The following is a 25,348-nucleotide window of genomic DNA, read 5'->3' on the forward strand; positions in this document are numbered from 1 at the left end:
ATTAGTCATTGGTCATTGGTCAAGAGTAATAGCTCTTGACTTTTTTAAATTTTGAATTTTGAATTATATTATGGCTATTTGGTTAACTCTGTGCGGGGCAATTGTAGTTATAGCTTATCTGCTGGGTTCTTTTCCCACTGGCTACATTGCTGTAAAGCAGTTAAAAGGTATTGATATTCGGGCGGTTGGTTCCGGTTCCACTGGCGCAACTAATGTACTAAGAACCTTGGGCAAAGGGCCAGGAGTATTGGTTTTAGTACTTGATTCCTTAAAGGGAGTATTAGCGATCGCTCTAGTTTATTGGTTGTTCAACTTTAAACCAATTCAAAATTATATCCCTCCAACGGTAGATGTACAACTGTGGCAGCCGTGCCTAGTAACAATATCTGGATTAGCTGCCATTCTGGGACATAGTAAATCAATTTTTTTGGGCTTTACCGGTGGTAAATCTGTTGCTATCAGCTTGGGGATTTTGTTGGCAATGAGTTGGCAGGTAGGTTTAGCAACAGCGAGTGTGTTTGCCGTCGTTGTGGCGATATCGCGGATTGTCTCTTTGAGTTCAATTGCAGGTGCGATCGCAGTTTCCATTTTCATGGTACTTTTGCATCAACCTTTACCCTATATTCTGTTTGGGATTGCCGGTGGGTTGTATGTAATTTTGCGCCATCGCACTAATATCGAACGACTGTTTGCGGGAACGGAGCCAAAAATTGGGCAGCCTGTAGCGACAGAACCCGAACAAACTGCATGATAGGTAAGCGAGAACAAACTCAAAACTCTTCTCTCACAAGGGGGAGAGCTGCTTCCAGAATTAGTATCTATATTGATGTTTTAGGATTATGAACGAACGTTGCCTTTAATTAAACGGTGGAAAAGGCGGCAAGGCCAGAAAAAAGCTCCACAAATACTGACTGAGGCAATGGCGGCCACAACTCGCCAACTTGAACTAGACTCAGTTTCAGACTCTGACGGATGAGCTTGTGTATTTTTAGCTAATTCTGGCATTGAATGAGATAGCTGACTGGCTGTACTCACCCCTTCAATCGCTGCTCCAATTAGATAAGCTACTAGGGCAATTACTAGCCAGTTATTCATAATATTCCACTGTTTGAACTCTGAGCGTATGATTGGCAACGAGCAATCATTTGATTTTTCGGACTAATGATTGCCGCCTTGCCCTAAAGATAATCGACCTTCAGCTGTATCACGTATTAAGGGCAGTTTAGATTTTATGTAAGTATTGAGAGTGCTATCTGTCTGGGCATCGAGACCCTGCTTTGCTTGTAACTGCTGGAGAAGCAATTGTACTAAAGCGGCATCATCAAATTGGAGCAGGGTGCTGACTTGGGTAGACTCGATTACAGCCCAAAGCTGTTGCATCATTTTGGCAGTGACCATGAGTCTGTAACCTCTTAAGCTTTTCTTTATATTTACACGATTTTGGAATTTGTGGTTAGTTTTTGTCTGAAGATTTATAAAGATGTAGGCTAAAAATGCCTGAGTCAGTTAAATCTGTTAAGTTATAGCGTTTTTCAATTGATTGAACTACTACACAACTGCCCACACTTATCTTAACCGTGCTATGTAAACAAATAAAACTGCCCAAAGGCTTAAATCCTCCCTAACCGTTTTTTAGAAGCAGGGAATTATCGCAAGGCTCTCAATCGACCACAATGCAGACATACGTAGGCATCAACACTTTTTATCAACGGTAAATTTCTGTGGCTATCGGGTAATTTTGCTAGAACTTTATTTATTGTAAAACTTTCGCACAAGCTCCTTCCTGACCAGAAGGATCGGGAAAAACTGCTAAAGTGTGATATTCAGGATTATCTGTTTTATATATAACTCGAAAAGTATACAGCTTGTTTTTACCTTGCGCTTCGGTAACAACTGTTAAAAGTGTATTGCTAGTGGGAGGAAGTCCAGGAATGTCCAGTTTTTGAATTCGTCTGAGTTGAATTACGTTTGCTGCGGAGTTTTTACAATCTCCTGAACTACTATTAGCTTCTTGACCAAACTGCATACATACTGGCCCATCAAAATCCATAGTTACCTGTGATGGGTCATTTAACCAAACTTTTTTAATTACTTCTCCAGCCGGAATAAAACTTAAGTTTGTTCCTTGTTGATACCAAACATCGATAGTAGGTATTAGTCCCCCTAAACCTTGTGCTTGGCAGGAAAATACGGAACGCAGAACGGCGTTATTAGCTACAGCGCGACCTACCAACAAGAACATAGCAACCGAGAAAATTAAGGAAGCTATAGGTAGGAAATAAGAACGTTCTGAATTATTTCCTGACAAGTTAATATTCTTTTTCATGGTTGCAAATATCTAAAATTGGTATAAATCCTACCCCTTAAAACTGAGTTGGTTGATTAACGTAAATTTCAATATTTGTGCCTATTGGCAAAAACCAAACATTACCTTGCTGTGCCATTTGGGCGATCACCTGTTGATTACGATTACCAATTTGTTGTGATATAGTGTTGAAACCACCTTCTGCAACCCCAGCTAAAAGGTTGCGTCTGTTGTTATTAATAGGATATGGATAAGCCCCAACAATTGGGGTGTTATTACTGTCCTTTGGGATTTCATATTCAGTATCAGGGCGATTTACTATCTCTCCTGCTTTGCCAAGACCTGCCAAAAAGAATGATGCTACATCCATTGAGGCTGTAGACGAACTTTGACCGGGATTATATTTACTTGCGATTAAAGGTTTACCTTGAGTACCGCGAAGAATAATTGCATTGTTGGGTAAGCTTCGTTCTATAGGGTTGCCATTATTTTGCGAGATAACTTTGACTACGTTCATCTGCAAAAGACCTTGTTCCGAAAGCGAACCAATTTCAGCTAGGAATTCGGTGTTTGCGGGTAGAGCGACTGTACCATCGGTAGATTTTAGCGGTTCTTTCAATCGGATCACAACAGATACGTTTTTCGCTTCATCTGTATCACCACCACCGCCTGACTTATTAGTAGTTTCTCCAACTATTGGTGTCGCCAACACAGCTTTGGCACTACTTCCAATTGCTACAGATTTCTGTCCCTGCGGTTGGGCTTGACTGACCACAGGAGGAGTTTCCTGTTGTGAGGCTTGTGGGGTTTGCTCAGGATCGGGGTTTGGTGTTTCTTGCTGCTGCGGCTGCGTAGTGTTTGCAGGTTCCAAAGTAGCTATATTACTAGTAGGTTGATTGCTAGGATTGACTTGACCATAGCTACCTAACTTCGCTAACCTTGCCCACTCTTCAAATGGGCTTGGTGGAGATGGTGGAGTTGTATTAACTACTGGTTGAGTGGGGTTTACAACTGGTGGTTGGGGCGATAGCGAAGGTTGAGAAGCAGGTACTCTAATGATGCGCTCAACTGTGACTGTCCGAGGCACGTAAGCTGTTGGTGGGGGTGTTGGGATCACTTTCTGTCTAACTGACGGTTGTTGTAAGGCTACTGTCGGCGTTGATTTGGCAATTCTCAGCTGTTGTTGGGCAGCTTTCACCATCTGTGCTTGTTCACTCAGAGCTAATTTCGTTTTGAGAGTATCTATTTGGCCTTCCATCTGTTGAGATATGGATTCATCAGTGGGCTGCTGTTGCACTGGTGGAGAAACAATAGTTTTTGGCTTTTGATTGCTGCCACTCATCAACTGAGACAAAAACACACCACCCACCAAAACGAGCGCTAAGGTAGCAGCCCCTACCAAGCCTAATTTGGCAAAGGGATTAGATGAGAGTGCTTGCTTAGTCTGAACTTCTTGTGGAAGAGATAGCGACTCTGGCGGCGTTGCAGAGTCTTCCGATCCTTGAGTATCACTAGAAGAAGATTCTTCTTCAAAGCCAACCAACCTTGACATCCGCGATTCCCAATCTATAGATTCTACTTCTGGTTGGCGATCGTCGGTAGTTAGAGTAAATCCATTTTCGGGAGGCGTTTGGGCAGGAATTGAGTATCGGGTCATGGTAGAGCCTAGTTTGGATTTCCAGAACAATTATTATCTTTAATTTCACATATATTATAAATTTCTAATCTGGCTTCTCCAAGGCGGTAAGCTGCAAACTGCGACGGTAGTGCTGCATTTGGTAGTGAAGTTGTAGGTCGATCTATTGCTCTAACTAAAATTTGTTTATTAAAGGAAACTGATTTCCCTAACTTATCATAACTGTTAAAAATTAATTGATTGGCAAGTATCTCTACTTTCCACTTTCCATTACTTATTTCTTGAGGTTGAGAAACTTTTTGGATTACTAAGACATTTTCCGCTCCTCGATTAACATTTTCAAATTGGCTATCTGGATTTAAATTAGTAATTTCTGACTTAAGTTTTTCTTTAAAATCATCAGCTACCAATTGGGAGGTAATTTCCCAGATTTGTGTTGGTGGCTGCTGTTGTGACCAGGTAAGCATTAAACTCATAGTTTCACCTACAAAGCGCCGAATAGTCTCTGGTTGCCGCTCTAAATTGGGTTGGGGGTCTACCGTTATAGCATGACCATCAACAAGTTGCACTAAACTTTGAGGTGTGAGTTGTCGACCTAACTGTTGTAACATAGACCAGTGAAATATTAGTAACAGCAAGGTAAATAGATGTAAACCAAACGTTCCTACTGCCAACAACGGTAAGGGACTATTTTTCTTATTTTCTGGTTTGAGTAATTGCATTAATAATCGTTCGTATAATTATAATATTGAAATATTTTCACGTCAGAAATCGATTATCTGATAAAACTATCAGATGTTTGTCCAGTTCCGCATTGTTTTGATTTATTGTTGTTTGGGTTGTAGTCATCTAGCAAACATAAATTCCGAATTTCATAAATTTCTAGTCTATCAGCGCGGACACTATAAATTGCTTTTTGCAAGTCGGTACTATTGTCTGCTTGGGGATTAGCAAAATAATCTGCTGCACGTACAAGTAAATCTTTATTAAAAGGAGTTATAAGTCTTGCGCCACCAACTCGGTTTTTTTGAACTAAGTCGGCTACCATACCCACTTGCCACTTACCTGGTGCAATTTGTTTTGGCGGATAAACTCTTTTAATCACTAGTTGGGAAATCATCGCTTGGTTGGGATTTTCAGAGAAAACTTCTGGCGGTGTTATTTCTGCAACTGTGCTTAAAAAACCTTTACGAAAGTCTTCTGATAAAGCAAAACTAGCTACCCAACTGCTGGTAGTAATTTTTTGGCTACTACCTTGAGGTGTGTTAATCAGTATTCCTAAATCGGATTTGGGATTTGCGACTTCTTCAATGGTTTGTGGTGGTAAGGTTCCAGACCAACTAAACATTGATATCATCGTTTTGCTGATAAATTGGCGAATTGCTTCTGGTTTTCTTGCTAAATCATCAATATTAGCTACTGGTTTACCATCGATTAATTGCACAAAGTTGGGAGGTTTTCTCAGACTGAGTTGGCGAATATTTAGCCCTTGTAATAAGAATAAAAATAAAACTAATATATGTAAACTAAAGGTTGCGATCGCAAACAATGTCAAAACACTTGCCGTTCTTTGTCTTTTTTCCAGTAAACGCACCATTTTATCACCTCCAACTGCAAAAACTTCAGCTATTATATATGATGTTTTGCATATACTTACTAATTACGATACTTACAACAATTTTATTCATTTTTAATTTTCTATATCCTCTCCTTTACTAAAGAAGCCGTACTGCTGATTGCGCTGAAGACCGCAAAACCACCAGCAGCAGCCACAAGTAAAGATAAAATTGGTGCTAAAATCCCTAGAAAAATTATGAACCACATTAAATCTGGATCTACATTAGCATTTTGACCTGGGCCATTGACAATCACTGCGGCAGTCAGCACAGCAATAATATTGAAGGAAATTTTGGCGATTCCAATAGATAGAAATCCAGTCAGCCATGCAAAAATTGGTTTGCCAGCTACAGGTAGCAAAGAGCCACCTACAGCTATTGGCCCTAAAACTGCTATTAACAACATAGTAGCTTCTATCAAATTCTGAAAGGCATATTGTAAGGAAACTAAAAAGTTTTTGATGCTCGTTTGGACTGTAGAACCTAACAGAGAATTAAAAGAAGTTTCTGATACAATCCCAGTCCCATATCTGATATTATCTACTTTAGTTTGTAGTCTATTTATCCAGTTTTTATTTCCATAAATATTTCTATATTTCTGCCAGAGAACCTTAATTTTTTCAGCAGCATTAACAAAACATTGATTTTGTTGTTCGCCAGTAAGAGATTGACAAGGACGCAGTAAAGAACCAGCTACTTCTTCGGCAACACTCATATTCAGTGCTTGCTGATATATTTTATCTGCATCTGCTGATACCACTACTTGCTGATTCACAGTGTTTAAAAAATTCCGCACTCCCAGCGTCAGATTAGATAGTATACTTCCATTGCCTGAATTACTTAAGAGTACTACCACAATAAAAGGCCAAATTAAAGCTGATATGGGACGGGTGTATTCGTAGGATATTAAGTCTTTGAGGAATTGTATCATAAAAAACAACAGAGTTCCTACAGCAAAAAAAATACCTAGATTTGTCAGCGCTCCATACAAGTTATTACTGGTGTTATTTTGTAATAAATCCAGCCATTGTTTATCCCAACCTTCGGCAATACTTTGAGAAGTTGCGGCACCATTATCGATAATCTGATCGATGCCTACTTGGGCAAAAATTAGTTTAATAGCAAGTTGCATTTTGAATTGATGGGCTATTTTTTTAGATTTTGCCAGGTGCGTTAGGAAAATAACCCACCATCATAAACTTTTTTAGATTTCCTGTTGGTTTTTCAGAAGTTAAAGGATTTTAAAATTGTCTAGAAGATTAGAGTTATTTTATCTTAAAATCCTACTGATTAACTTTTCTGCCAAACAAATCTAGTTGAGAAGTCGCTCGTAAAAGTCGCGCTGCTTCTGTAGATGTTTCTACTCTCCGAGCGCGATTCGCCTCTTCCGTCTGCTGAGAAATGTTTGCCAAATTTAAGTTGGAATATTGCAAAGCCTGATTATTTTGTAATGTCTGACCAAATGTTTCAGCTACTATTTTTGCTTGTTCCTCTTGAATTTTAAGGGCTTGTGATTGATTAGCATTTAGCAATTGTGCTAAAACCGCAGTAGCTGGATCAAGCTTAGTGGGATCAAAACTGGGAATGGGAATTTTACTTAGCAAATCTTCGCTCTTTTGCTCGGCTGCTTCGGCAAATCCTGTAATATCTTCCAAACTTTTCTCAGTATTTTCTAACTTTACTTTTGTCCTAGTTTGTCCATTTTTACCGAGAACACCTACCGCTACTCCACGGGTAATTATACGATTAAGTTCATTACTAACTAAATTTCCCCGTACTGCTGCATTATTCTCAAAGCGACTTGATTTAGCGTCTGAATTATAAGAGTAGTTAATTGAATCATCACGAATTTTTTGTCCCGCAGCAACGGGGTTAGGTATCTTCAAATCTCCATTATCATAATTAATAGCAATTTGACTCTGGCCTTCTTCTAAAGGGTTTAAAGTATACTTCAAATTATCATGTTTAAAGTAATCTTGCATATCTTTGGAATATGCTTGAAAGTCAGTCCAAACCTGACCTAATTCGCCCGTGTGAATTTGTGCCATTGCTGGTAGTATGGCCAGGCATAGCAAGGTAAAAGTAAAAAGGGTAGTTTTTCGCATACATCTGTGCCTGAAAAAGGTAGACTACATTATATAGTGAGGTAAAAATTTAGCTTTTGAACCGTGCCAATTTTAGATTTTTGATTTTGGATAATAGAATTAGTTTTTCGGTTCAACCATTGACGCTATTCTAAAATCTAAAATCCATAAGCTGCAACACAGTAATGGGTGCAGTAAATCTAAAAGACGTTGGGAACTAGCTAACATTACGCTATCGGAAATCTAAAATCCAAACTTGTTTGATTCACTATTAACAACTTACATAACTCGCTTAACTACTACGCAGAGTCGCCACTAACTGACGTGCGAACGCAGAAATTGCTTCATATTTATCACTGTGAAGTTGCATCATTTGGCTACGTGCAGTTTGCTCATAAGGGTTATTAGCAACTGCTGCCAATTGTTCGTAACCTGGATAGTAACGACAGAATGTATAAATACCGTTATCATCTAATAGCCATTGGCTATAAACGCCTTCTTTGCGGGGAAAAAAGCTTTCTGAGGCATTACGAGAAATAACTTGGCGGGGATATTTCAAGATGTCTGCAAAACTATCCACTGCAACTGGCTGAATGCGTCCAATCAACCGTGTCGTAAGGTTTTGCAAAATTTTAGATGCAGCTTTAGATTTAGCAATGGTGTCAGGATCTTGTCCTGATAAGATGACTCTGATACCGGCTTTAGCACCGTTAGCACAAATTCTACCAACTAAGTCGGAAATTTGCTCAAACTCAAATAAAATTGGTGCTTCGTCGATAAAGAATATGGAAGCTGGACTACTTAATGCGCGTCGGAGTGCGGCTGAATAAGCACTCAAGGATAGTACGGCTGCATCTTCACTATCTGATAAGTTTCTGAGAGCAAAAACTAAAAGTTGTGCATCGGTAGGAAAGCTGGATGGTGCAGAAATGGCTTGTCCCACGCGGCTAGAAAGCCAAAAGCGTAAGCGCAACTGAATTTGGCTGAGAGCGTCTTCTACTCTGCCAGTTAAAGAACTTAGCTGCAAGTGTTCTGGTGAGCAGAAAAAGAGAAAATCTTTTAAAGTGGGGGTTTTCTGCCAAGCAAAAGTGCCAAATCCGCCCTCCATAGCTTGTCTATATCGCTCTTTGATACCCTCATCTCTAAAGAAGGCTTCTAAAGCCAAGTTGAGCAGCGATCGCACGGTTTGCGATAAAATTTGACTTTCAGTGGACGATCCTAAAACCATTGTCATTAAGGCTGATTCCAGGAACGCAGTATAATCGTTAAAGCGATCGCGCTGTTGTTCTGCTTCTAGCGATCGTAAATCTGGCTGTTCAAATAAGTTATTCGATTGTTTGGAAATATCAAAATAGGCTCCATTCCCCTCCATAAACTCTGTGTAGTCAGTAAAAGTAGATGTCCCATCAGGTTTAGGGAAATCTAACGCCACAACCGGAATCCCATGCGCCAATGCCTGAGTTAAAATCCCTGATACCAATACCGATTTCCCAGCACGAGTTGTCGCAAACAAAGCTAAATTTTTGTGTTGATTAAATAAATCTAAATGTATGGGTGTTCCACCTTCTTCAGCAATTAACTCAAAGCCTTGTCTATCACCTTTTTTACTTAAAACTAGAGGCATTAATCCCGGAACTTCACTGGTTAAATATAGCTGGCGACGGTTGAAGGGTGTTGCTAATAAACCTTCCCAAACTATTGGTAGAGTTTGCAGCCAAATTTTCCAAGCATATTCAGTTTCCCTAATTACTCTGGCTGGACGTTGAAAACAGTTTTCAATATATCTTGTCGCCTCATCTAATTTTTCTAAAGTTGGACGATGTACTAAAATAGCAACACTCGTATAAATCGGGACTGCACCTTCAAATAACTGTTCTTGTGCTGCTACCGACTTCTTCAACTTTAATTGAGCATTGACATCAATAGTTTTACTTTTTTCTTGAGCCAGAATCGTTGTCATATTTGACTGCTTCAACACTCGTTGCAGAGTAGTTTTTACCAATGCTGGATTTGCAGCAGTCAACTCACAAAAAATTTCTGTATCTACTACTGTTTCTCTGGCCAACAATTCCCATAAATAGCGCAGTTGAGTCGATTTATTAGTCCAACCGCCGGGTTTCTCTAGAAATGACAGTGCGCCAATATAACGATTGTTAACATTAACCCAGCGGCGATCGGCGCAAGGTACACTAGATTCCATCAGCAAAGTTGTGCCGTGGATATTCTCTATAAGCAATTTAGTACTAGCTAAATCGGAATTAACTTGTTCGTGTAATCCTTGTTCATCTAAAGTCATTAACTGGGGAATATCTATTGGCTGCGTATCATTAAACCTTTTCCATATATCCCCCCAAAGTTCATCAGCAGTTAAAGGTTTGACATCCAATCCCATTTTGTTAGATAAAATTTGTTCCCAGCGGAGAAAACCCTGGTTATAAGCATTTGTAATCAGGGTTTCAATGCGTTGATTTTCTACTTCTAAAAGATCGCCTTTAAATTTCAACCACCAGGATTCAGCTTTGACTAAAAGCTTTTCTATCCAATCATCTGCGTGTTGCGAGTTAGATTCAATCGTGTAAGTGACATAAATCCGCAAAAATTTAGGTTTACGAATCCCAGAAATAGTCAGTTCTTTGATTCTGGCTCTCTCCGCCATCAACAAATATTTAATGTCTCGCGATGATGCATTTCTGATTAATGTTGCTAACTCTTTTTGGCGCTCTTTATCTGAACTAAAAGAACCCAAGTGTAACGTCATCCTTTCACCGCTAGGAATGTCTTTTAATCCGGCTTCAATGTTATTAAAAAGTGTATCAATTTGTTCAGGTCTTAAGGTGGTATGAATTCCCTTACAATCAAAACCAAAAACAAAGCAGAACCGATCTTTTTGAGTACCTTTTGTCAACAGATAAGCGCCAATATCACGTCCATTCATTGCAACACGCAGCATTGTCGCCAAGTGCAAGGCATCTTCAAATGGCGTTAATCTACTTTCACTTCCGGCGATGCCGACGCTTTGTTTTCCGATTTTTTGCTTCATGGTTAACTTCCAATAAGCTTTGATAACGAGCAAAGCCTCTTGTCCAAGCGGGAACGCCAATAAATTTACTTAAAAAACTCCAACTCCTACCACCAGTTAAAATCCACCAAGTTCCGATTCCCCAACCAGTCATTAGTACTGTCCACAACCACTTTTGAAACTCTTCTTGGAAAATCCCACCAAAAATTCCATTGATAATAAAGTAGGAGGCTAAGGCAATTACTGTCCAAGGAAGAATTTGATCGGCAGGGATTGGCCCTAATGAGGGTTGGCTTCCTAGAACCTGATTGACTGGACGAAAATCTTGTTCCCGCTCTTGAGACATTTGTAAATATCTGAATTATTTATTAGGACTAGCGCCAATTACAAAGCCTGTAAGTACATCAGCAACGGTAACAGCAACAACCACTAATAGGGGAGTTCTGGCGATACTTTGCCAATCTTCATCTTTACGAACTGCGTTAATCACACCAACTAGGGAGATTGCAATATAGAGTAAGTAAATTGCCCGTAACACATTAAATATCAAACTTATTGCTGTGTTGCTATCACCACCAGTGGTTTCTGAACCACGGAAGCTGTTTTTGAAAAAGGTTTCAGCTTTCCCAAAAAACTGTGCTTGTGCAGGGGCTGCAAACCAGTCTAACCAATATAAACTCAGAATGATCGCTGCTGCTAAAATTTGTAATAATATTAGCGATCGCCTTGGTAAATTCACTTGCTGCCCAATTTGCTGGATAATGACTGCAATTAAACTACCAGCAAGTAAACAAAACAGCAGGATAGGACTTTTGAGGCTGATAACGCTAACCAATACAGCACAAGCAATCAAAAAAGGTACAGATTCAAGCAGAATGCTCAGACAGGATTTAAATGCCCGTCTTAACTTGCGAGATTCTTTCGCCGCACTACCAGTTAAAGCTTTGAAAAAGTTTCTCTCGTGAGAACTTTGTCTAAACATTTGCTAATTTTCCTATAGTGTACTATAATTATCACGTGTATCGGTTTTTACAACTATTACAATTCAACGTGCTTTAACATCATTCATTATTAATCAAATTATAAACCTGTAGTAAAGTTATATATTCTACATCAGTATTCTAAAGTTAAGTTAACATGATATTAAGATTTTTCTAAAACCAAATTTCTCTGATTTGAGAAGCTGGATTGCAAATATCGAGATTGAACTGGTAGATTCCTTTCGACTTTAATAATTTTCTCAATCTTCTCATACATATAGCTTCGATAAACCAACTTCAAAGCCTTGACTTTCCCTAGCTCATAGGTATCTGAGCGAACTGCTATAAATATTTCAGACTTGTATATACACCGTAGGCTTGGTTTTAGGGAAGACCAAGCGTAGCTTTGGCTCTTTAGGGTTCTTCGGAGCGAACATGAGATGAAACAGTATTGAGTCACCGAAATTCAAATACCTGTCTTGAAAAGTTTAGATCGATTGTAGAAAAATGGTAGACGTTCAAATGTACGTTTTACCATTTTCTACACGCCGATTAGATTTGGAACTAGATTACAAACTTAAACACAGTTCCTAGATTGGAACTACCGCCAAAAGAGGCAGTACCGTAAAAGGCACCATCAGAGAGCTGAATTAGTGTGGACTCTGGCGTTGCTCCATTAGTACCATTAAAACTAATTAAGCCGGTAATGGTAGCCCCAGTCAGCTGATAAATAACTCCTTTGTTATTTGCCCCACCAGCAGAAGCTGTGCCATAGAAGTTACCATTGCTTGATTTTATGAGTGCAGCCGTTGGGTTGGCCCCATTGGTGCCACTAAAACTAGCAACTAAAACGGGTGTACCGCCACCGACTGGAACCTTGAATATAGCTCCTTTATTGCTGGCTCCACCCAGTTTAGCGGTGCCGTAAAGGAATCCGCTAGATTCAATTAATCCAGACTGCGGATTTGCCCCATTGGCGCCACTAAAGCTATACGAAGTAAGTATTCCTGCGGGAGTTAACTTGAACACAACTCCTTTAGCACTTGCTCCACCGGCAGAAGCACTGCCGTAGTAGTTTCCATCGGCAGCCAGTTGCAATCTTGCTAATGGAGTTGCTCCATCAGTACCGCTGAAGCTTCTAATGGTGGTAAGTGCCCCGGTGGTGGGCGAAACCTTGAATATAGTTCCTTTATTATTGGCCCCACCTGTAGAGCTTGTCCCCCACAAATTGCCATCAGTACCTGTAATCAGTCGACCTGCTGGGTTAGCCCCATTAGTGCCTGTGAAATTTGTAAGAGTTGTCAAGGTTGTAAAAGCTGTTTTCGCCAACTTAAACACACTGCCGAGGTCACTTGTACCACCTGTAAAGGTTGCCCCATATAAATTGCCATCGGCTGCTTGGAATAATCTAGCAACTGGATTAGTCCCTTTGTTGATTCCAGATGTTCCGGTGAAATTTATCAGTGTAGTCAGAGTATTGAAAGCAGTAGGAGTTAACTTGAATGCAGTTCCTTTGCCAGAAGTGCCACCAGCAGAAGTAGTTCCATAAAGATTGTCATCAGTACCGTTGCCTTTAAGTACACCAGCTCTTGGCGTAGCTCCGTTGGTGCCGTTGAAATTTACAACAGTAGTCAATGTTGCAGCGAAGGCTTGTTGGAAGGGTAGTACTAGTGAAGAAGCCAAAACAGTCAGAGAAGTTAAAATCAATACCTTATTTTTGCTTTGGCGTTGTTTGTACAGATTAATCTTGTTCATTGAATACCTCAAAAAAAGTTAGTGGAGACGGAATTGTAGCTAGTTCTAAGGGATTTTGTGATGGCTGCTACTCATGACTAAATACCAATTTGAAAAACGATCGCTAAAATGTAGGTTAGGAAGCCACTTCTGTAGAAGGGTTTTCCAGCTTTTCTGCATTTAAAAGCTACACCTAGCCTCTCCCTTTTACCTAAAGAGAGAAGCAAGTGGCGTTTGCAGGAGGAAACCCAAGACTCCAACATCTTGTATGTGTTGGGGTTTACTCCGTTATCCACAAGATATTGCTACGACTCAATTTACGTGTTGAGCGCAGTTTTATCTAAAACTGGTATAATTTGTCAGTTTAGGCAAGAGTAATAAAATGCCTGAAATGTTGGTATAGCCCAATTTAAAAAGGACTCAGAAAGCCTGTTTTACCAACACCACAAAAACCGTACTAGCACTGAGTCAATAACGTGAATGGCACGATTAATGATTTCGTTCGGTAGCATAAAACATTATTTATATTTTTGATGTCGTGAAAAACACAAAAACAGTGAAAAATCTACGATTTTGACAGAATATAGTCACAAAACTCGATTCTAAGCAACCCAGATAGTGTGTTTTTTGTCAAGCAATTAGTAAACTCTATTAAATACTGATTAAAGCCTCTAAAAAATCTTAATAAGAAAAACTACATACTTAAATGAAAGGTTTGTATTTTCTCTGAATAAAGAATAAGATTGTTATAAAAACTACTTTTAAAACAGTGGATATGCTCCTCTTCTCGCTGCCATTAAAACTCTATCTCGAAATGTTGTGAATACTTACGTCAAACCATAACTGGGTGAATACTGTTTTTAGTTTTATCCTCCCTTCTATCCTTTAGGTTTTTAAATATCTTGACAAAGATATGAAAGTTATACCTCAGGATTATATTTATAATCTTGGGGATTTATTAAGGCGATAATTTTATATCAATAACTCCTAAAAATGTCCTTATTTAGCAACTTTAAGGCATTATTAGCAGTAATAGTCAAGCTTTTAGAAGTTTATCTTATTCAACTAGAGATAGTAAATTGAGTACTCTTAAAGCTTATAAGTTGATGGGTATAAATAAATATTCAAATAGTTTGCGATCGCTTTTAGGCGCAGGTGAAGCGATCGCAGGATTTGGCGTCAACTATGTTATAATTTTATCTGTTGAGAAATATTTTCGGTTATATAACTGACTATCATAAACCCCTCCCCGAATCTAAATCTCTACACCCTTTGATTCTGAAGGTGTTTGATGTCATAAGTATTCCAAAAATTGAAATTTTAGTTAGCCGAAATGTAATGTATTGTAATACCTCGCGTGACACTAATACACCTAACTGTCAAAGAAAATGTGCTAATAAAAACGGACAAGTCTAGTGTGTCACACACGCAGACACCCTACGGATACTACTGGAACTTATGCCCACGGATATAATTACTCGTCCTGAGTCCCTCACAGAAGATTGCTTTTTTACTTACGCCCTTGGGACTGATTTGCACGATCCTAATTTGACAGCCAAATATTTACGCCGAATCAGAAAAGAAGATAAACCATATATCGATATAGCTGTTTCTCCCAGACCTGGCTATCGGTTTGAGGTTTGCCTTATCCCTGTTGAAGGGTTCCTTCAAGAAACAATATTGACAAAAGACGGGTTAGCCAAAGCTTTAGCGATTATTTGTGCCGTATCTAGTAAAGCTAGGAAACGATTCCCTTCAGGAAATGGACAAGAAATAGTCCGGTGTCAATTTAGTAACTTAGCTGATGCAGTCGCTGTAGCGAATAGACTATCTGCATTACCCTCTGATATGTATGAAACTCTCGTCAAGCTACCAAATGCTTTGTAATAATATATTGCATTGGCTGGAATATTTATTATTAAAACTGACGCGGGGACATTTTAATGGTAAATAGCTAGATGGACTTGAGACGAAAACCTCAATGGGTCATATTTCATCTGTTGATAAAAAGCTTGTCATACAAGCCTTTTAACCTTAATGTACAATTTTGACGTTTTTGTACGCTAACCTATAATTCAAAGTGAGTTTTTTTTATGCCTATAAGTCCTTTGCGTGAAGAACCTCGTAACCAGCGAGCGCCTGTAATTCGTACAAGTAATGAGTTTATTCTCTTGGAATGGCTGAAGTCAACTGGTCGGTTAATCGAGCGCGAACATCAAGAATCTGAGTATCTAACAGAAGTAGAAGAAATTTCCGAAATGATAGACCTTGACGATATCCCTTACGATCATGACGATGATGATGCTGAAATGGATTTAGAAGCCTAGTAGCGTAATTCGTAATTCGTAATTTGTAATTCGTAATTACTATATCGCAAGCGTTCCATTGATTTTCAATGGGTGTTTCATTTACGCCGAAAGGCTAAAATTCCTGACTTATCTAAAAAGTCAGGAATTTTAGTATTAAAATGCGAGTGTGTTTAATTCTTGGCCTTGAGTAAGAGATAAAATAATTGTCCATTGCTGACTGTAACACCAGCGCGATCGCCTGCTATTTTCCCAGTACCTAAAAAATAATCTACTCTACCTGCACCTTTAATTGCACCTCCGGTATCTTGGTCAAGAACATAGCGACTAACGATGCGCTCCTCCATTTTTCCGGTAGGATTAACAAAGGGAATGGAAGCGCGAATCAATGCTAAAGCACCAGGAGGCATGAGAGATTTATCTGTAGCAATAGAACGCTCTGCTGTTAATGGTACGTTGATAAAACCTTGCGCTGGCTCACCGTGATTTTCTTGAAAAAAAACAAAGCTGCGATCGCGCGGAATATAAATATTTAATTCTTGGGGATGCTTTTGGAAATAGTCGAGAATAATTGGCATAGTTATACCTTCTAGAGGTAATTTGCCATCATTCACTAATTCTCGCCCAATACTTTTGTAGTTATAAGCGGTATTACCCGCATAGCCAATTGCTGTTTGAGTACCATCAGGAAGCTGAAGTCTCGCCGAACCTTCAATTTGAGCTAGATATGGTTCGAGGCGATCGCGAAACCAAAACAACTCTAATCCTCGTAATTTCCCTTTTGCACTTTGTAAACCATCTACTCCTTCTAACTCCTCGCGTGTCGGATGAGGTTTAGTCCAAGAGTTGAAATCAGGAGGTAAGCGATAAACAGGATAGCGGTATTCGGTTGTGGGGACGCGACTGGCTGCGTACAGTGGCTCATAATAGGCGGTAAATAAAACGGAACCTTTGTTATCTTTACCGACTGACTGATAAAGAACAAATTCTCGCAGGGTAGCTTGATGTAATTCTGTTGCAGAATTGGTTTTTAATAGAAGTTCGCGGAATCTTTTCAAGCTTTTGATGACGCGATCGCGCGTAATCCCAGCCACCGGATAGTTTTGATAAGCAGCCGCAGCATTAGCTGTTTGCAGATATTGAAGACTGCGAGCGATCGCACCGATCAGTGCCTTTTTGTCTGGTATTTTTCCATAAATTACTTCATCAAAACAAGAGGGATCACTTTGACAACAAGTAATTGGTAGTCTTGGGATTAATGGTAATTTTTGCTTTTGTGGAAATGCATCTTGATTTTCAGCAGTCAAGGACACTGGTAGATCCCACTTTTTCACCTGACATTCTGGCGAAATGAGTTCCTGATGCGTCAAAGATTGCATTCGCACCAGTAAAATCGACAAAATCACAGATAAACTGATGGCGATAATTTTGTTAAACTTTCCTAACCCAGTAAGTGTCTTTTTCATTAAAATTCAAAACTTTTAAGATTCTCCCACCTCGCTCAAATCCTAAAATCAAAAACCAAAAATTATTTAATTGTTTCACAACACCAAAAATTTTACCCAATGCCCAATGCCCAATGCCCTATTCCCTATTCATTCATATTACGGTAAGTTGCAACAGCAGAAGGCGATATCCGGTTCAAATATCGGAAAATCCAATACTTAAAGATAGTATCTAAAATCACCGGAAATGTAGCGATAAATAAGAAGATAAAATTTCTATCTGCCGGTAATCCCCAATGACGTGATACTCCTTCTAGAAGTACTTCCCAGCCATGCGGAGAGTGGAATCCTACAAAGATATCAGTAAACAAAATAATGATAAATGCCTTGGCACTATCACTAAGTCCATAGACAATATTATCAAAGAAATCTTTGAGCACAGCAATAGAAGACTTACTGGCTAACAAAAGCCAGATAAAAGCAACCACCGAAAACATATCTGCAAAAATATTTTTGATTGCACCAGAGCTTTCGTGACGAGATTCTTCAGCTAGCTCTTTTGCTTTCTTTTTCATTTCAGTCTCTATCTGCTCAGGTAACAGTGGAGGAGCTTTGACAATGAGATTTTCAAACTTGAGCTTTTCTTCAAATGTTTGTAATTTTTCAAAGGCTTCCTCTTCCATTTCAGAATTGAGAAATATCTGCATTTCCTCAGTGTTTCTAAATTTCTCAATAATTGGGCCGACTACGAAAGTTTTTGCTATCTGATGCGTTAAAAGTGGTACGATAATTAATAGTAAAAGAAACCTGAGAGATATTATTGTTCTTTTTTGAGTTTGACGAAAATTCTGAATTACTTCTTGTTCCGAATTAGGGTCTAATTCAACTTGCAGACGAGTAATAGTACTTAAAATAGAGCGAGGTAAAACACCCGTTGTATCGGTTTTACTCTTAGCTTTTGGTTTATGATTTAAGTCTTGATTTGATATTTTGGGTGGTAATATTGGAGTATTAACGAGCAGCGATTTGTCGTCAGATATTACAGAGTTAATCGGTAGACTTGGAGGTTTGACTACTAAAGCGTTAGAAGTTATTTGATCGGAATTTGTTGTGTATTTAGATATAACTCGATCGATAAAGTTTAGCTTTTCCAAAACTAAAGAAGGACTGAGATACTCTATACCTGCTTTTTGAGCAGCTTTTTGATTCTCTTCATTTAGAAACCAACGGCTTCCTCTAAACTCCGTCAGCCGCATCCTGGCAATTTTTAATAGCTTGTTGAGGTCAGACTCAAAATAATCCATCACACTGTTACTGTACATGGTCGAGTCAATGTCTATTTTATTACCATTAAAATGCTTATCTTCTATTTCCTGAATCTTTAATGCTGCATCGTAAGCTTGATATAAAGAACGTTCAGGAGTCTGTAAGTACCATCGATAAGCAGCAAGTAAGAAAGAATAGATTTTTTGACTAAAAACAGAGTTTTTCATTGCAGACAATCATTCAGCATTATTTGATGACTATTAACCTTAAGTTAACGCACGAGGTATACTAACAAATCTACAAGGAGAAAGTTTGTGGTTTCTCATTCGGTTTGGATTGTTGGCACTAGCCGTAGTGGTAAGACGGCTCGCTTGGTAGAGCAATTTTGTAATTGGGTAAAATCAGAAACACAATATACTGAATCATTTTATACGAAAAAATCAGGACGTAAAAAAACTGGTCATGTATCTGAATTTTTATATTTTAAACAAACACAGCCGGGAGTTTTAGTTTTAGCTGCCAATGATGATAATCGTCGAGAGCTAGGAGATGTAATTGTTACATCTACATTGGGTAAATATCCGGTTCGTGCCAAAACGCCACTAGGTTTTTTTCAGGATGAAGTTATTTTATTTTGGCCGTTGCTCATTAACTCGTTGAACTTGAAGGCCCAGTTTCCGGTAAGATTGCGACCAGAAACAGAGCAAGAGTTAGCAACCAAACTTTGGCGTCCCCAATTAGACGAAGAAATTTTACGTATTGCGGGAGTGAATGAATCTCGCCTAGTGCGTCGCATCTTGGACTTATTACAATTAGCAGCTTACAGTGGTATACCTTGCGAAGATATTACCCAGATTTTGGCCAAGGGTTTTGGGGAAAATCCCACAACTTTAGAGCCGGAATTTTTGGCATCTTTGCTACTAGATTGGCGTAATTGGTGTTTAGAGAGGGGGTTACTGACTTATGGGATTATTACCGAACTTTATAGTCAGCATTTGTTAAGCGATCGCAATTACCAGCAGCACCTAACTAAACGCTATCAGGCGGTACTGGCGGATGATGTCGATGACTATCCTAGCGTAGCGCGTCTTTTGTTTGAGTTGCTATTAGATTGCGGTGCAGTTGGCGCGTTTAGCTACAATCCTGACGGTGCGGTGCGATTGGGATTGGGAGCAGATCCCAACTACCTAGAAGGGTTAGCAGAGCGTTGTCGGGTAGAAATTTTGAATGGGCCGCCTCCAGAGTCTCTGAGCGAACAACTGACTAAACAGATGGTGGAATTAGTCACAGAACCGATGGTACTGTTGAGTTTACCAAAAACAGTGCATTCAATTCAAACCACCTCCCGCGCCCAATTATTGCGGCAAACAGCAGAGGTAATTGCTAATGCCATCCAATCCCAGCAAGTGCAACCAGAAGAAGTGGCGATTATTGCACCAGGTTTAGATGCGATCGCTCGTTATACTCTAGTAGAAATCCTCGTCAAGCAAAACATCCAAGTAGAATCGCTGAATGACCAACGTCCCTTGATTAGTTCACCCGTCATTCGCGCCTTACTCACCATGCTGGCACTAGTTTATCCCGGCTTGGGACGACTCGTAGATCGGGATGCCGTCGCCGAAATGCTGGTTGTGTTGAGTAGGAAACAACCCCCTGAAAACTCTACAGACGCGATGAATCGCGTCTCTACTGATATTGACCCGGTACGTGCTGGTTTGATTGCAGATTACTGCTTTGTACCCCATCCCGATCGCCCCAACTTGCTACCAGTATCAGCCTTCGAGCGCTGGGATCGAATCGGCTATGCAGCGACTACAGCCTATAGTGAGATATTACAGTGGTTAGAACAGCAGCGATCGCAACAAGAATTGCGGTTAATTCCCAGTCCCATTTCTCTGTTAGACAGAGCAATTCAACGTTTTTTGTGGAATGGGAGTAATCTTCCCTACGAACAACTAGCAGCATTGCGGGAATTATTAGAAACCGCCCAACATTACTGGGAAATTGACACTAGGTTACGACAAATTGCCCCAGTGGAGACAACGCCTCACACAACTATTATTGAATTTATTCAACTACTGCGACGTGGTACGATTACCGCCAACGCTTACCCTGTGCGTCCCATTGGTGGAGCGAGAAAAGCTGTCACCCTAGCAACCATATTTCAATATCGATCTAGTAGGCGATCGCACCAGTGGCATTTTTGGCTGGATGCTGGTTCACCCCTATGGGCGAAAGGTGGTGCGGCTACTTTGTTTGGTGCGCCGTTTTTCCTGCGAGACAGGTTAGGCGAACCTTGGACAGCAGAAGATGAGAAATTAGCAGAAGAACAACGATTGCAAAGGATTTTGACAGATTTATTGTCTCGTGTATCCGAGAGAGTTTATTTGTGTCACAGCGATTTAGCCGTAAATGGACAAGAGCAATTAGGGCCGCTATTACCCTTAGTAAATGCTTGTGTAACGGTTATTTCGGAATCTACTGAGAAGCTCATAAACCCGGCTTTTTAAAGAAATCAGGGTTCTCTTTATTCACGAATGATTAAGTAGGGCTATAGCCGATTTCTCTGCCCAAAAATCTGATGAATTATTAATCATTTTTAATTATCAGTTAAACAAACAAAAATATTTGTTTATATTAGCGAAACTTCCTAGAATATTCGGGGGTGAAATCAACCAAACAGCAATCAAGTTGAGTTTCGCTTTCTAGTCTAAAGTAAAAAAGTTTGTGGCGAGGATATTTATAAATCAATACAGTTTCAGTTAGCGCCAAAAACCTTAAAATTCAGGTTGCTAGACCTTTACTATAGCCAAAATAGCCTGTATTAATACTTCTAGCTCAATTGGTTTAGAAATATGCTGTTGAAATCCGGCGGCTAGTGCTTGTTGTCGATCGATTTCTCCTGCATAAGCAGTCACCGCGATCGCGGGAATTTCTCCGCCCCGATCGGGTGACTGTTTTCTAATTTGACGAATTAGTGTGTAGCCATCCATATCAGGCATACCAATATCACTAATTAACAAATCAAATTTTGCTTGCCCCAAATTGCTCAGAGCATCATGTGCTGAGTCGGCTTCAGTCACTTGTGCCCCGTACTGTTCTAGCACGAAGGCAATGAACTCCCGCGAATCTTTGTCATCGTCTACAAGCAGCGCTTGTAATCCATTGAGATTGAAGTCTGAGCGATCGCGATCGGCACTATTATCTTGATTAAATTTTGAAGCAGCGATCGGTGGCAGTTTGACTGTAAACACTGCTCCTTGCCCTTCTCCAGGACTGGCTGCTTGAACAGTTCCGCCGTGCAATTCAACCAAATGATGCACGATCGCTAACCCTAAGCCCAACCCGCCAAATTTTCGCGTCGTTGTCCCATCGGCTTGGCGGAAGTAGTCAAAGACGTAGGGCAGAAAGTCATTAGAGATACCCCTACCAGTGTCGCTGACAGTGATTTGAGTGTATTCCGTAGGATGAGTATCTACTTGATCATTTATACTTTCTAACCGCACCTCTACTCGACCACCCTGTGAGGTAAATTTAATTGCGTTAGAAAGTAGATTCCAAATAACTTGTTGCAGGCGACCAGAATCACCCAACACTTGCCTAACGTTCGGTTCAAATATTGTTTCAATGTGAATGGATTTAGCTTCAGCAGCAAGCCGCACAGTTTCAAGAGCAGCTTTGATGGTAAAAGTTAGACCGACTGGAACTGTGTTTAAACTCAACTTACCTTGGAGAATACGCGACACATCGAGCAAATCTTCGATTAGTTGTGCTTGCAGTTTCGCGTTGCGCTCGATCGTTTCCAGGGCGTACTGAGTTTTAGCTGCATCTTGGTGACTCTTTTGCAGAATTCTTGCCCAACCTAGAATCGGATTCAGGGGCGATCGCAATTCATGAGATAGCACTGCTAGAAACTCATCTTTGATGCGGTTGGCTTGCTGCGCTTGTTCAGTCTGTTGCTGCAAAGAAATCATCAGTTGATTGAGGCGATCGTTTTGCTCTTGCAGCAAAGCTTCTGCTCGTTTACGTTCGGTGATATCAGACAGGATCAAAACAACGCCTGTGAGAGTCCCATGCTCATCAAGTACCGGGTCGATGGTTTTGGCAAACCACCGTTCTTGAGACTGAAATTCAAGAATTTGCCGTTGGTGAGTTTCTTTTGCACGGCGAAAACAAGTGCCATCGCCGATTCCTAATTCTGCTTCCATCAACAATTTATGGTGGGCACAACCTAAGATTTCCTGGGAGGGCTTGCCAAAAATCTGCATCATCGCTCGATTACAGCGCAGAATTATACCTTCACGGTCTACCAGACACACGCCGTCGTTGATGGAGTCAAAGGTAGTTTGCCACTCCCGCGCTGAGGACAAAGCAGCTTCCTCTGCTCGGCGAATTCGTAGGAGCGATCGCACAGTGGCAAGCAGTTCAATTGGTTCAACGGGTTGCGCCAGATAAGCATCGGCACCGCTATCTAAGCCTTCTGCTTTATCCTGGCTTTGGACAAAACTTGCAGAAAGGTGTAGCACAGGGATAAAAGCCGTTTCCGGGTTTGCCTTAATTTGGCGACAAACTTCAAATCCGCTCATGTCTGGTAATTGGACATCTAAAATTACTAAGTCCGGCTGAAAGCTAGCAACAACTTCTAATCCTGCCGCTCCAGTTGCCGCTTCCTGAACACTAAAACCTGCATTTTGCAAAATCCGGTTAACAACGTAACGATTGGCTTCGTTATCGTCAACATGCAGGATCGTAACCCGTGGTTCAGACATGACTTTCCCCTGAAACCTTTAGAACAAGTCCGGCTTTGACGAGCGCATCTTGAAGTTGGGCGATCGCCGTGGTTTGAGAGCCTGTTTCTTTGGAAACAATGGCAATGCTTTGTTTCGCTAATTGGCTATGCGCTTCTGCATCCAGTTGGGCAGATGAGTGGATGATCACAGGAATCGGCTGAGTGATGGAATTGTTCTTAAGCTGCTTGAGTACATCAAACCCACCGATCTCTGGCATCTCCAAGTCCAGTACGATCGCGTTTGGTTGCTCGCGTTGTGCCAAATTTAATCCTTCCTGTCCGTTCGCGGCTTCTAAAATACTCAATGGTGTATTTATTAACAACTGTTTCACCAGATACCGATAGGCGGGGTCATCGTCAATTAACAAGATTTTTTGCGGCTTGTTCTCAGTAATTAGCGTATTAAGTTTGTTCAACAGGGGCAATCTGTCTACCGGCTTAATTAGAAAACCGTCTGCTCCTAGCGCCAGTGCTTGCTTCTCGTTATCAATGATGGTAATAACGAGTACAGGGATAGTACGGGTTGTTTCATCCCCTTTGATTTCTCGCAAGAACGTCCAACCGTTTTGCCCCTCCAGCAGAATATCTAGCATAATCGCCGTCGGTCGAAATTGTTCTAAGGCAAGTCTTGCCTGAGCTAGGGTGCGGGTAGCAATCAATTGATAGATTGATTCTTGAAGGTGTTTTTCGTAAATAAATAGGGTATCTGGATGATCTTCAACCACCAGAATGGGCAGGCGAGTTGGCTCAACTGATACGATTGGTTGCAGTACGGTGGTCAATTCGCTGGCATTTGGGTAGACGATCGGAATCAATGCTGTAAAGGTAGAGCCTTCACCCAGCCGACTTTTCATCGAAATGCTGCCGCCAATTAGCTCCGCTAGCTTGCGCGATAACGGCAATCCTAAACCGGTTCCCTTCACCTGCTTTTGCAGAGGGGACTCAATTTGCATAAAATCCTCAAAAATCCGCTCTCGATCGGCGGGAGCAATGCCGATGCCCGTATCAGATACAGAGAAGGTCACGGCATGACCTGTTTGCACAGCGGTGACACGCACCTCTCCCTGCTCGGTAAATTTGAGCGCATTCGAGACAAAGTTTCTCAGAATTTGAGCGACTTTCCCCTCATCGTTATAGAGGGGCGGAATACCTTCAGGTTCCTCGACAATCAGGGCCACAGAGGAGCCTTGAACCAATAATGGGCGCAGCATTCCCCGCAGCGTGCCAAACAAGTCACTCACTTCAAAAGAACTAGGATGCACTTCAATTTTTCCAGCTTCCACCTTTGCCAAATCCAGCAAGTCGTTGACCAGTTCTGATAATCCGCTTGCTGCCTTTTGGATGAATGTCACCTGCTTTTCTTGCTCGATAGTCAAATCGCCATCCATCCGTGCTAGCAGCATCCGAGAGAGGGAGAGAATCGAGTTGAGCGGCGTGCGAAACTCGTGGCTCATGTTCGAGAGAAAGCGGGTTTTTAACTCGTTTACCTGTTGCAGGGAGCTGGCCTTCTCATCCAGTTCTGCATAAAGGGCAACCACACCGCGATTAGTATCTTCCAGTTCCTGATTGAGTTGGTTCAGTTCTTCCTCGCGCTTCCGTAGCTCTGCCATAGCCCGGAGTAATTCTTGGTTTTGCTGCTGGATTTCTTGATAGGGATTTTCGGGCGATTGTCCAATTACGGTTTCTCGAATCTGCTGCAATTGGGAATCGGTGAAAGTGGGTGTGCGCTTTGATAACCTTTTGCCGATTGTTACCGTTGTTCCCTGCTTTGGTAGCGATTCAATCTCAAAGAAATCCATCAACTTGCGGGTGCCTACGATGCCTAGCCCCATTCCTGTATTGGAGGTGTAGCGTCCTGCCAAAACCTCTGCTAAATGAGGAATGCCCCCACCCCGATCCTGAATCCGAATCAGAAACGCCTGCGGCTCTCCTTCCACGCAAAATTCAACCGTTCCGCCTTTGGCATACTGAAAGGCGTTGCGGGCAATTTCGGAAACTGCCGTTGCCAATCGCGCCCGATCTTGAGCATCAAAGCCCAACTGCTCGGCGATCTCACGAGTTCGTTGCCGAGCTTGCACAACATCTTGTTCGTACTGGATGGCGATCGCCAAAAGGATTGTCAAGTCGCTTCGCTCCAATTCAAAATTGCACTTTCTTCAGGGTTTATA

21 protein-coding genes are annotated in these 25,348 nt (G+C 40.9%); 5 read left to right on the plus strand and 16 right to left on the minus strand.

Annotated features, from left to right (window positions below; all coding sequences use genetic code 11):
- The first annotated feature begins 70 nt into the window (after positions 1 to 70).
- Positions 71 to 751: a glycerol-3-phosphate 1-O-acyltransferase PlsY gene (gene plsY / locus ACFE93_RS04820; protein ID WP_375472260.1), complete on the plus strand. Its 681-nt coding sequence runs from the start codon at positions 71 to 73 to the stop codon at positions 749 to 751.
- 86 nt (positions 752 to 837) lie between these two features.
- On the opposite strand, the gene ACFE93_RS04825 is transcribed toward plsY, so the two are convergent.
- From ACFE93_RS04825 to ACFE93_RS04880, 12 genes are all read right to left on the minus strand, one after another.
- Entirely contained in the window at positions 838 to 1,095 is a 258-nt protein-coding gene (locus ACFE93_RS04825; RefSeq protein WP_292870231.1) for a hypothetical protein, read from the minus strand.
- A gap of 63 nt (positions 1,096 to 1,158) precedes the next feature.
- Positions 1,159 to 1,398 (minus strand): hypothetical protein, encoded by a 240-nt coding sequence (locus ACFE93_RS04830; protein WP_375472261.1) that lies wholly within the window; start codon positions 1,396 to 1,398, stop codon positions 1,159 to 1,161.
- A 355-nt stretch (positions 1,399 to 1,753) separates the two neighbouring features.
- Positions 1,754 to 2,326: a hypothetical protein gene (locus tag ACFE93_RS04835; RefSeq protein WP_375472262.1), complete on the minus strand. Its 573-nt coding sequence runs from the start codon at positions 2,324 to 2,326 to the stop codon at positions 1,754 to 1,756.
- Between the two features lie 37 nt (positions 2,327 to 2,363).
- On the minus strand, positions 2,364 to 3,962 hold the full coding sequence (locus ACFE93_RS04840) for a TrbI/VirB10 family protein (RefSeq protein ID WP_375472263.1): 1,599 nt from the start codon (positions 3,960 to 3,962) through the stop codon (positions 2,364 to 2,366).
- 8 nt (positions 3,963 to 3,970) lie between these two features.
- Complete coding sequence (locus ACFE93_RS04845; RefSeq protein WP_375472264.1) at positions 3,971 to 4,663, minus strand: hypothetical protein; 693 nt, start codon at positions 4,661 to 4,663, stop codon at positions 3,971 to 3,973.
- Positions 4,664 to 4,716: 53 nt separating this feature from the next.
- Positions 4,717 to 5,538, minus strand: a complete 822-nt coding sequence (locus ACFE93_RS04850) for a hypothetical protein (RefSeq protein WP_375472265.1) — start codon at positions 5,536 to 5,538, stop codon at positions 4,717 to 4,719.
- Between the two features lie 101 nt (positions 5,539 to 5,639).
- The gene (locus ACFE93_RS04855; RefSeq protein WP_375472266.1) at positions 5,640 to 6,689 is read right to left on the minus strand and encodes a hypothetical protein; all 1,050 of its coding nucleotides are present in this window, start codon (positions 6,687 to 6,689) and stop codon (positions 5,640 to 5,642) included.
- 151 nt (positions 6,690 to 6,840) lie between these two features.
- Entirely contained in the window at positions 6,841 to 7,662 is an 822-nt protein-coding gene (locus ACFE93_RS04860) for a hypothetical protein (protein WP_375472267.1), read from the minus strand.
- 271 nt (positions 7,663 to 7,933) lie between these two features.
- Positions 7,934 to 10,681, minus strand: coding sequence for a hypothetical protein (locus tag ACFE93_RS04865; protein WP_375472268.1), 2,748 nt, complete (start codon positions 10,679 to 10,681; stop codon positions 7,934 to 7,936).
- Positions 10,635 to 11,006 carry a hypothetical protein gene (locus ACFE93_RS04870; RefSeq protein WP_375472269.1) on the minus strand — a complete coding sequence of 124 codons (372 nt, stop codon included), beginning with the start codon at positions 11,004 to 11,006 and terminating at the stop codon, positions 10,635 to 10,637. Before ACFE93_RS04870 ends, ACFE93_RS04865 begins: the two co-directional genes overlap by 47 nt.
- 15 nt (positions 11,007 to 11,021) lie before the next feature.
- On the minus strand, positions 11,022 to 11,642 hold the full coding sequence (locus tag ACFE93_RS04875; RefSeq protein WP_375472270.1) for a hypothetical protein: 621 nt from the start codon (positions 11,640 to 11,642) through the stop codon (positions 11,022 to 11,024).
- Between the two features lie 562 nt (positions 11,643 to 12,204).
- Positions 12,205 to 13,395: a choice-of-anchor tandem repeat GloVer-containing protein gene (locus ACFE93_RS04880; protein ID WP_375472271.1), complete on the minus strand. Its 1,191-nt coding sequence runs from the start codon at positions 13,393 to 13,395 to the stop codon at positions 12,205 to 12,207.
- 1,058 nt (positions 13,396 to 14,453) lie between these two features.
- Here ACFE93_RS04880 and ACFE93_RS04885 point away from each other — a divergent pair.
- The 3 genes from ACFE93_RS04885 to ACFE93_RS04895 all read left to right on the plus strand — a co-directional run bounded on the left by ACFE93_RS04885 (position 14,454) and on the right by ACFE93_RS04895 (position 15,701).
- Positions 14,454 to 14,606 (plus strand): hypothetical protein, encoded by a 153-nt coding sequence (locus ACFE93_RS04885; protein ID WP_375472272.1) that lies wholly within the window; start codon positions 14,454 to 14,456, stop codon positions 14,604 to 14,606.
- Between the two features lie 226 nt (positions 14,607 to 14,832).
- Complete coding sequence (locus ACFE93_RS04890; protein ID WP_375472273.1) at positions 14,833 to 15,261, plus strand: hypothetical protein; 429 nt, start codon at positions 14,833 to 14,835, stop codon at positions 15,259 to 15,261.
- Positions 15,262 to 15,467: 206 nt separating this feature from the next.
- A complete protein-coding gene (locus tag ACFE93_RS04895) occupies positions 15,468 to 15,701 on the plus strand; it encodes a DUF3134 domain-containing protein (protein WP_094350689.1) in 234 nt (77 codons plus the stop codon).
- 152 nt (positions 15,702 to 15,853) lie between these two features.
- Here the strand turns inward: ACFE93_RS04895 and ACFE93_RS04900 are convergent, their stop codons facing one another.
- Both ACFE93_RS04900 and ACFE93_RS04905 read right to left on the minus strand, forming a co-directional pair.
- Positions 15,854 to 17,146 carry a murein transglycosylase A gene (locus ACFE93_RS04900; RefSeq protein WP_375472274.1) on the minus strand — a complete coding sequence of 431 codons (1,293 nt, stop codon included), beginning with the start codon at positions 17,144 to 17,146 and terminating at the stop codon, positions 15,854 to 15,856.
- 125 nt (positions 17,147 to 17,271) lie between these two features.
- Positions 17,272 to 18,627, minus strand: a complete 1,356-nt coding sequence (locus ACFE93_RS04905) for a proton extrusion protein PcxA (RefSeq protein ID WP_375472275.1) — start codon at positions 18,625 to 18,627, stop codon at positions 17,272 to 17,274.
- A 78-nt stretch (positions 18,628 to 18,705) separates the two neighbouring features.
- Between ACFE93_RS04905 and ACFE93_RS04910 the strand changes: the two genes are divergently transcribed.
- Positions 18,706 to 20,901, plus strand: a complete 2,196-nt coding sequence (locus ACFE93_RS04910) for a recombinase family protein (protein ID WP_375472276.1) — start codon at positions 18,706 to 18,708, stop codon at positions 20,899 to 20,901.
- Positions 20,902 to 21,183: 282 nt separating this feature from the next.
- Here ACFE93_RS04910 and ACFE93_RS04915 read toward each other — a convergent pair whose 3' ends face one another.
- Positions 21,184 to 23,160: a response regulator gene (locus tag ACFE93_RS04915; RefSeq protein ID WP_375472277.1), complete on the minus strand. Its 1,977-nt coding sequence runs from the start codon at positions 23,158 to 23,160 to the stop codon at positions 21,184 to 21,186.
- Complete coding sequence (locus ACFE93_RS04920) at positions 23,153 to 25,303, minus strand: ATP-binding protein (RefSeq protein WP_375472278.1); 2,151 nt, start codon at positions 25,301 to 25,303, stop codon at positions 23,153 to 23,155. Before ACFE93_RS04920 ends, ACFE93_RS04915 begins: the two co-directional genes overlap by 8 nt.
- Positions 25,304 to 25,348 lie beyond the last annotated feature (45 nt).

The sequence above is a fragment of the uncultured Nostoc sp. genome (assembly GCF_964247315.1).
In the GTDB taxonomy this organism is placed as follows: Bacteria; Cyanobacteriota; Cyanobacteriia; order Cyanobacteriales; family Nostocaceae; genus Nostoc.

Excerpts from the sequence above, each read along its gene's own strand:
- ACFE93_RS04835 (WP_375472262.1), bottom strand. The coding sequence starts at position 2,326 with ATGAAAAAGAATATTAACTTGTCAGGAAATAATTCAGAACGTTCTTAT.
- ACFE93_RS04915 (WP_375472277.1), bottom strand. The coding sequence starts at position 23,160 with ATGTCTGAACCACGGGTTACGATCCTGCATGTTGACGATAACGAAGCC.
- ACFE93_RS04855 (WP_375472266.1), bottom strand. The coding sequence starts at position 6,689 with ATGCAACTTGCTATTAAACTAATTTTTGCCCAAGTAGGCATCGATCAG.
- ACFE93_RS04865 (WP_375472268.1), bottom strand. The coding sequence starts at position 10,681 with ATGAAGCAAAAAATCGGAAAACAAAGCGTCGGCATCGCCGGAAGTGAA.
- ACFE93_RS04870 (WP_375472269.1), bottom strand. The coding sequence starts at position 11,006 with ATGTCTCAAGAGCGGGAACAAGATTTTCGTCCAGTCAATCAGGTTCTA.
- ACFE93_RS04840 (WP_375472263.1), bottom strand. The coding sequence starts at position 3,962 with ATGACCCGATACTCAATTCCTGCCCAAACGCCTCCCGAAAATGGATTT.
- ACFE93_RS04845 (WP_375472264.1), bottom strand. The coding sequence starts at position 4,663 with ATGCAATTACTCAAACCAGAAAATAAGAAAAATAGTCCCTTACCGTTG.
- plsY (WP_375472260.1), top strand. The coding sequence starts at position 71 with ATGGCTATTTGGTTAACTCTGTGCGGGGCAATTGTAGTTATAGCTTAT.
- ACFE93_RS04890 (WP_375472273.1), top strand. The coding sequence starts at position 14,833 with ATGCCCACGGATATAATTACTCGTCCTGAGTCCCTCACAGAAGATTGC.
- ACFE93_RS04830 (WP_375472261.1), bottom strand. The coding sequence starts at position 1,398 with ATGGTCACTGCCAAAATGATGCAACAGCTTTGGGCTGTAATCGAGTCT.
- ACFE93_RS04850 (WP_375472265.1), bottom strand. The coding sequence starts at position 5,538 with ATGGTGCGTTTACTGGAAAAAAGACAAAGAACGGCAAGTGTTTTGACA.
- ACFE93_RS04860 (WP_375472267.1), bottom strand. The coding sequence starts at position 7,662 with ATGCGAAAAACTACCCTTTTTACTTTTACCTTGCTATGCCTGGCCATA.
- ACFE93_RS04900 (WP_375472274.1), bottom strand. The coding sequence starts at position 17,146 with ATGAAAAAGACACTTACTGGGTTAGGAAAGTTTAACAAAATTATCGCC.
- ACFE93_RS04895 (WP_094350689.1), top strand. The coding sequence starts at position 15,468 with ATGCCTATAAGTCCTTTGCGTGAAGAACCTCGTAACCAGCGAGCGCCT.
- ACFE93_RS04880 (WP_375472271.1), bottom strand. The coding sequence starts at position 13,395 with ATGAACAAGATTAATCTGTACAAACAACGCCAAAGCAAAAATAAGGTA.
- ACFE93_RS04825 (WP_292870231.1), bottom strand. The coding sequence starts at position 1,095 with ATGAATAACTGGCTAGTAATTGCCCTAGTAGCTTATCTAATTGGAGCA.
- ACFE93_RS04875 (WP_375472270.1), bottom strand. The coding sequence starts at position 11,642 with ATGTTTAGACAAAGTTCTCACGAGAGAAACTTTTTCAAAGCTTTAACT.